Origin of the sequence: Curtobacterium sp. APC 4022 (assembly GCF_030407555.1) — a bacterium.
Lineage (GTDB): Bacteria > Actinomycetota > Actinomycetes > Actinomycetales > Microbacteriaceae > Curtobacterium.
Map to the genome: position 1 here is coordinate 23,233 of NZ_JASDDD010000044.1, position 6,427 is coordinate 29,659.

At 70.3% G+C, this 6,427-nt stretch carries 4 protein-coding genes; 2 read left to right on the top strand and 2 right to left on the bottom strand.

Annotated elements, in window-relative coordinates; all coding sequences use genetic code 11:
• The first annotated feature begins 213 nt into the window (after positions 1-213).
• Positions 214-1,755 (top strand): MFS transporter, encoded by a 1,542-nt coding sequence (locus QL987_RS13090; protein ID WP_290158033.1) that lies wholly within the window; start codon positions 214-216, stop codon positions 1,753-1,755.
• Between the two features lie 246 nt (positions 1,756-2,001).
• Complete coding sequence (locus QL987_RS13095) at positions 2,002-2,877, top strand: glycoside hydrolase family 16 protein (RefSeq protein ID WP_290158034.1); 876 nt, start codon at positions 2,002-2,004, stop codon at positions 2,875-2,877.
• Positions 2,878-2,939: 62 nt separating this feature from the next.
• Here the strand turns inward: QL987_RS13095 and QL987_RS13100 are convergent, their stop codons facing one another.
• Together QL987_RS13100 and QL987_RS13105 are read right to left on the bottom strand one after the other, a co-directional pair.
• On the bottom strand, positions 2,940-5,072 hold the full coding sequence (locus QL987_RS13100; protein ID WP_290158035.1) for an Ig-like domain repeat protein: 2,133 nt from the start codon (positions 5,070-5,072) through the stop codon (positions 2,940-2,942).
• Between the two features lie 145 nt (positions 5,073-5,217).
• On the bottom strand, positions 5,218-6,427 hold a 1,210-nt coding region (locus tag QL987_RS13105), incomplete at its 5' end, for a HupE/UreJ family protein (protein ID WP_356841569.1).

Below are 6,427 nucleotides of genomic sequence, written 5' to 3' on the forward strand. Positions count from 1 at the left end.
CAGTGTGCGCACCTCGGCCCCGATCCCGGCCGCGCATCTGGTATCGTTATGGTTTCAGAACCAAGGGGGCTGCCCGTCGCGTGAGGTCGACGGACGGCTCGTGTACCGCTCGAGTCGGTGCCACCCCCGCGTCCTTCGGTTCGCACCCCTCGTGCCCCTCGCCGCACGGCCCAGCCGTCGGAGCACGATCCGTGTCGTCCGAAGGAGCTCCCCGTGGCCACAACCATGCCCGGATCCCGCCGCACCCTGCGCGGCAACCCGATCGCCACCCTCGTCGCCGTGTGCTTCGGCCTGTTCATGGTCGGCCTCGACGCCACCGTGGTCTCGATCGCGAACCCCGCGATCGCCGCCGACCTCGGCACGACCTTCACGCAGCTGCAGTGGATCACCAACGCGTACCTGCTGGCCCTGGCCGTCTTCCTGATCCTCGGCGGCAAGCTCGGGGACCGCTTCGGCCGACGCCGGATGTACCTGATCGGGGTCGTCGCGTTCGCGCTGTCCTCGGTCGCCATCGGCCTGGTGGGCACCGCGACCGGCGTGATCGTGTTCCGCGCCGTGCAGGGCCTCAGCGCCGCGCTGCTCATGCCGCAGACCCTGGCGCTGCTCCGTGCGACCTTCCCGAAGGAGAAGTTCGGGGTCGCCGTCGGGGTCTGGGGTGGTGCGTCCTCCGTCGCGATCGCCGCCGGACCGATCGTCGCCGGGGTCCTCGTCGCGTCGCTCGGCTGGGAGTCCGTGTTCTTCGTGAACGCCCCGATCGCCGTCATCGGCCTGGTCTTCGGCGGCCTGGTCCTCCGCGAATCCACCGCCCCGCACCGCGGACGCTTCGACGTCCCCGGCGTGGTGCTGCTCGCCCTCGGCCTGTTCGGCATCGTGCTCGCCGTCGTGCAGTCCGAGTCGTGGGGCTGGACGAGCCCGCTGACCCTCGGCGTCCTGCTCGCCGGCGTCGTGCTGCTCGTGGTGTTCGTCCTCGTCGAACTGCGCGTCACCGACCCGCTGCTGCCGATGTCGCTCTTCCGGTCGTCGTCGCTGTCGATCGGTGGTCTGGCCGTCGGCGCGAACTTCTTCGCGATGCTCGGCGTGACGTTCTTCCTCTCCCTCTACATGCTCAACCTCCGCGGGGTCACGGGGCTGCAGGCGGGGCTCATGCAGCTGCCGCTGAGCGGCGTCTCGATCATCGCGTCGCCGATCGGGGCCGCCCTGGTCGCCAAGCTCGGCATCCGCCGCACCCTGACCATCGGCCTGCTCATGGTCGGCGTCGCCCTGTTCCTGCTCACCGGCACCACCCAGGACTCGCCCTACATCGGCATGGCCATCCCGTTCGTCGTCTTCGCCCTGGGCGCGGGCTTCACGATGACCGCCGGTGCGGAGGCAGTCGTCGGCGGTGCCCCGGTCCAGCTCGCGGGTGTCGCCGGTGGGTTCCAGGCCACGGCCCTGCAGCTCGGCGGCGCGCTCGGCACGTCGGTGCTCTCCGCGGTCGTCAGCGCCGGGGTGCTCTCCGGCACGGCGGGCCTCGGGCTCGCCACGGCCGCGCGGCAGGGCCTGGTGCAGGGCATCGTGCCGGATGGGCTCGGTGCAGCGGCGTCGGCTGCCGCCCGGGACGCCTTCCTCGGCGGCCTGCACACCGCGTTCGTCGTGGCCGGGGTGGTCGCGGTCGTCGTCGCCGTCCTCGCCGCCGTCTTCGTCCGCACCCGGACCGCGCACGCGCCGGCCGAGGTGCTCGAGGAGACCGTCGAGGCGTCGGCAGGGCACGCCTGACCGGACCGCCGGTCGCGATGGTGAGCGGCTGACGGACGGGAGGCCCGTGGCGGACCCGTCACGGGCCTCCCGTCCGTCACAGGTGCCGTCCCGACCGCTCGCTCCGGCCACCCGTCCTGGCCGCTCGCTCCGACCACCCGGTCCTGGCCGCTCGACGCGGTGCGCCCGGACGGGGGCTGGCGGCCGAGCCGCGCGCGGGTGAGCCTGGACCCTCCGTGCGGAGTGACCGCACCCGATGGAGGAACCGTGCAGCACGACGACCAGCAGCAGACCGACCACCCGGACGACGGGGCCGTCGGGATCGACCGTCGTCGCCTGCTGACGCTCGGACTCGGCGCCGCGGCTGCCCTCGGAGCAGTCGGCGTGGCGGGCCTCCGTCCCGAGGCGGCACACGCGGCGACCGGCCCCACGCTCCTGGCGGCCGACGAGTTCGACGGCCCGGCCGGCAGCGCCCCGAACCCGGCTGTCTGGCGGTACGAGCTGGGCGGTGGCGGCTGGGGCAACGGCGAGCTCGAGGTCTACAAGGACTCGCGGCGGAACTCGGCCCTCGACGGCGACGGGAACCTCGTCATCACCGCGCGGCGCGAAGCCGACGGGTCGTACACGTCGGCGCGGCTCACCTCGCAGGGCACCTACTCCGCCCGGTACGGCCGGATCGAGGCCCGCATCCGGATCCCGCGCGGGCAGGGGATCTGGCCGGCCTTCTGGATGCTCGGCGCCGACCTGCCGCAGGTCGGGTGGCCGGCGTGCGGCGAGATCGACGTGATGGAGAACATCGGCCGTGAGCCCGCCGCCGTGCACGGCACCGTCCACGGCCCCGGGTACTCGGGCGCGGAGGGCATCAGCGGGACCGCGACCCTGCCGAGCGGTGCCTTCGCCGACGACTTCCACGTGTACGGGGTGGACTGGCGGCCGGGGTCGATCAGCTGGACGGTCGACGGTGCGACCTACCGGACCGTCACGCCGGCCGACCTGGGCGGCGACCGGTGGGTGTTCGACAAGCCGTTCTTCGTGGTCCTGAACGTGGCGGTCGGTGGGGGATGGCCGGGCTCCCCGGACTCGTCGACGCAGTTCCCCCAGCAGATGACCGTGGACTGGCTGCGGGTCTGGCAGAACGCCTGAGCCCGGAACGGATGTGGGCCCCGCGGCCGAAGCCGCGGGGCCCACACTCGTTCGCCGTCGGGTCAGCGCACCCGGACCGTGAGGGTCTGGCTGGTGCTGCCGGCGATGATGGAGTTGCCGGAGAAGACGACCTTCAGCTGGTGCGTCCCCTTCTTCAGCGTGAACCGCGTGTTGGCGGTGTTGCGCTCGATCTTGATCGTCTTGATGTGCTTCTTGCCGTCGTAGATCTTCGCCTCACCGTTCACCACGATGCCGCGTGAGGTGACCCGCACGACGGCCTTCGGGGCGGAGTAGGTGATGGTAGACGTGGACGATGCCTTGTCGACCGTGACCACGAGCGCACGGGTGGTCTTCGAGTTCGTGCCGGAGTAGGCCGAGTCGCTCGTGAACGTCGCCGTGATGCTGTGCTTGCCGACCTTCAGGCCCTTCGGCAGGGTGAACGTCGCCGTGCTCTTCGCCACCGGAGCGGTGCCGATCTGCTTGCCGGCCTCCGAGAAGGTGACCGTGCCGCTCTTGTCGCCGACGCCGCCGCCGATGGTGGCGGTGATCGTGACGGGCTTGGCGGTGTTGTAGACCTGCTTGGCCGCCGAGGCGGTCAGCGTGGTGGTGGTCGCCGGCAGCGCGGCGTCGAGGGTGAACTGGTCGACCGTCGAGCCGATCGGCGCCGGGTCGGCCGAGGCCGTCGGCTTCAGGGTGACACCGCAGCTGTCGACCTTGCCGTGCTGGACGGCCGAGTTCAGCGTGGTGCAGTCACCGGCGCGGACGGTGGTGACGGCGAGGTTGTCGTTCGAGACACCGACCTTGACGTAGGTGCGGACGTGCTCCTGGTTCTCCACCGAGTTCGCGAAGTGGCGCTGACCGGTCGGGTCGAGCGGGTCGGCTCCGTAGCCGCCCTGCGTCGCGTCCGGCGTGGTCAGGTCGTAGTACTTCGAGCCCGACGCGGAGTTGGCGGTCAGGTAGATGACGCCACCGGGGCCGGCGAAGACCTCGTCAGCGCCCGGCTGCTCGGCCGGGTTGGCCTTCTTGCCGTTCTTGATCGCGTAGCTGCGCGAGTACGAGTGGTCGTGACCCTGCAGGACCAGGTCGACCCCCATGTCCGAGAAGGCGCGGGTGAAGTCGAACCGGCGCTGCTGGTTGTCCTTGTCGTTCGCGTGGTCGGCCGGCGAGTAGATCGAGTGGTGGTAGACCAGCGCGGTCCACTTCGCGTCGTCGCCGTGGCGGGTGATCACGTCACGCACGTAGTTGACGTGCGCTGCGTCCGAACCACCCGAGTAGGCGTTCGAGTTGATGTCGATGAACAGGACGCCCTTGTACATGTACCAGTAGTCGCCACCCGAGTTCGTGGTGGTGTTGCCACCCGGGTAGAAGTCCGGCACCTTGAGCGAGTTCGGCAGCTGGTTGTGCTGCTCGTACGACTTGCCGCCGACGTCGTGGTTGCCGATGGTGGAGGCCCACGGGTAACGCTTCAGGACGTCGCTGCTGTCGGCGAACGCACCCCACTGGTACTCGTTGTTGGCGTTCTCGACCTGGTCGCCACCGGAGACCAGGAGTTCGGCGTCCTTCTCCTTCGTGGTGGCGTACTTCAGGGTGTCGGCCCAGCCGGCACCGTCGTCGTCGACGAAGCCTGACGACCCGATCTGCGGGTCACCGAAGAACAGGAAGTCGAAGTCGCCGCTGAAGCTCTTCGTGGTGAAGGTGTACGCCGTCGACCAGGCCGAGCCGTCCGCGGCACCCACGTGGTACGTGTACGTGGTGTTCGGCTCGAGGCCGTCGATGACGGCGTGCGCGTTGACGTAGCCGGCCTCGTTCGTGATGCCCGGGATCGCCTTGGTGCTGCTGTCGACGGTGCTGGAGTCGGCAGCGGTGTTGGTGCTCTTCGTCGCGGCGATGGTCTTCTTCGCGTCGGTGAAGACGCCGCCGGTCATCGAGTCGGTCTTCTGGATCTCGACCGACTGGTCGACGTTGGCGGGGAAGTACCACGAGGCGATGCGCTGGCTCTCGGTCGCGCCGACGCCGAGCAGGATGTGGATCGGGCCACCGGCCGAGATGTTCGTCGTCGGGGTGGCGGTCGCCGCGTTCGCGGAGCCGGTGCCGACCAGGCAGGCGCCGGCGATGAGGGCGGCGCCGATGACGGCCCCGCCGAGGCGGAGGGTGGTGGTTCTGCGCCGGGAGGGGGCGCCGGACAGGAGACTCATGTGGTTCCGTTCTCAGTGAGAGGGGAGGTGCAGCAGACAGACTCTGCATTGCCCTGGTAGATCGTGAGTAAACGCTGTGTGTCCATACGGGTTGGAGCCATCAGGCGCTACCGGAGCCGCCGCTCAGCGGACAGGAACGCGCCCGTCAGCCCTCGACCAGACGCTGGACGAACCAGATCATCCCCATCACGAACACCCCGGCCGTGACGACGCCGGTCACCCACAGCGACGCCCGGTGGGCCTTCCGGCGGAGCAGGGACAGCGGCGGGAACACGATCACGATGATCGCCAGCTGCACGGCCTCGATGCCGACGTTGAAGATGAGCAGCGACACGAGCAGCTGCCACGAGAACGCCTCGTGGATGCCGAGGGCCCCGGCGAACCCGAGTCCGTGGATCAGCCCGAACGCGAACACCACCGCCAGACGCGACCACCCCGACCGGTCCAGCGCGAAGCGCCCCTGGTCGGTCAGCACCAGCTCGTCCGCCCGCGACCGCCGGGTCGCCAGCCGCCAGAGGTACCAGCCAGCCACCGCGGCGATGGACAGGGCGATCAGCGGCTCGACGACGATCGACGGCGGACTGACCACCCCGAGCGCCGCCAGGATGAACGTGATCGAGTGCGCGATCGTGAACGCCGACGCCGTGTACACGACCTCGCGCAGCCGTCGGGAGCCGGCGATCAACGCGATGAGGAACAGGATGTGGTCGATCCCCGTCAGCAGGTGCTCCGCCCCCAGGGTGAGGAACTCCCAGAACCGCTGCCCCGCCGACTGCTCGGTCGAGAACGTCGGCTGCGAGGCGTCGAGGGTCGCGGTGCCCTGCTTGGCGTCGACGTCGTAGGTGACGATCGTCTTCGTGTCCTTGACGAACGTCTCGCTGTCCGGGAAGAGCCGCGACTCCACCACGTGACCGGGGTCGGTCCGCCCCGGCGCCGGGCACGCGAAGTCCGCGACGACCTCGGCGTAGGGGACCTCGTCCTGCACGTCGACCCGCAGGGAGTCCTGCAGGGTGCCGGTGCACTCCTTCCCGCCCGAGGTCACCGAGAACCGGTCGAACAGGTACTTGCTGATGGAGTCGTGGTGCGCTTCCGCAGCCCGCACCATGCCCGGGTAGTCGCCGTCGTCCCAGGCCGCCTGGCCCTGCCGGTAGAGCCGGTCGTCGTGCTCGCTCGTCCCCACCGACACCAGCATCAGGTCGTACTCCAGCCCCAGCCGGGCCTGCACCACGCCCGTCCCCTTCCCGCTGACGTCCGCGTAGACGACGGAGCTGAAGCCGTGGGCGCTCGCCGCGGACACCCCCGTCAGCAGGCTCACGACGACGGTGCCGACGAGCACCAGCAGGGCGACGAGCCGG